The sequence below is a fragment of the Corallococcus sp. 4LFB genome (assembly GCF_046520365.1).
GTDB lineage: Bacteria > Myxococcota > Myxococcia > Myxococcales > Myxococcaceae > Corallococcus > Corallococcus caeni.
In genome coordinates, this window is sequence record NZ_JBKGHJ010001097.1 from 1 (window position 1) to 953 (window position 953).

Consider the following 953-nt stretch of genomic DNA (forward strand, 5'->3'; position numbering starts at 1 on the left):
GACTGCGCCACCAGCTGGTTGAACAGCGCGGACGTCACGAACAGCGTGCTGATGCGCTCGTCGCGCAGGTACGCCGCGAACGCCGCGGGCGACAGGGCCACGTCCTTCGCCACCCCCACCAGCCGCCCGCCGTGCAGCAGCACACCCCAGATTTCAAACGTCGCCGCGTCAAACGATGCATTCGACACCTGCGCGATGCGGTCCTCCCCCGTCAGCTGGATGAAGTTCGTCTCCACCAGCAGCCGCACGATGGCCCGGTGAGGCACCCACACGCCCTTCGGACGCCCCGTGCTTCCCGACGTGTAGATGACGTAGGCCGGATCCGTCGCGTCCACCCGGCTCTCGGGCGCCTGCACAGGCTCCGCGTCCAGCGCGCCGTCGTCCAGCAGCACCTCCTGGTAGCGCCCTTCCGGCAGCGCCCCGCGCTGGGACGCCTGCGTCACCAGCACCTCCACCCCGGCGTCCTCCACCATGAACGCCAGCCGCTCGCGCGGATAGCCCGCGTCCAGCGGCACGTACGCCCCGCCCGCCTTGAGGATGCCCAGCATCCCTTCCACCATCCCCACCCCTCGCTCCACGCACAGCCCCACCCGCGAGCCGCGCTTCACTCCCTGCTTCACCAGCCGCTGTGCCAGCTGGTTCGCCCTCGCCTCCACCTGGCGGAACGTCCGCTGCTCCCCTCCGAAGTCCAGCGCCACCGCCTCCGGCGTGCGCTCCACCTGCTCCGTCACCAGCGTGTGGACGCACTTCTCCCTCGGGAACGCCGTGCGCGTCGCGTTCCACCCCAGCACCTGCTGCCGCCGCTCCGCTTCCGTCAGCAGCGGCAGCTGCGCCACCTTCGCGTCCGGGTTCTTCGCGATGGCCTCCAGCAGCACCTCCAGGTGCCCCGCCATCCGCTCCACCGTCCCCGCGTCGAACAGGTCCGTGTTGTACTCAATCGACCCGGAGAACCC

1 protein-coding gene is annotated in these 953 nt (G+C 70.5%); it reads right to left on the reverse strand.

Annotation, left to right across the window (positions count from 1 at the left end; translation table 11 throughout):
* Nucleotides 1-953, reverse strand: a 953-nt coding sequence (locus ACLEQD_RS44300; RefSeq protein WP_410391917.1) for an AMP-binding protein, incomplete at both ends; no start/stop codon positions are given.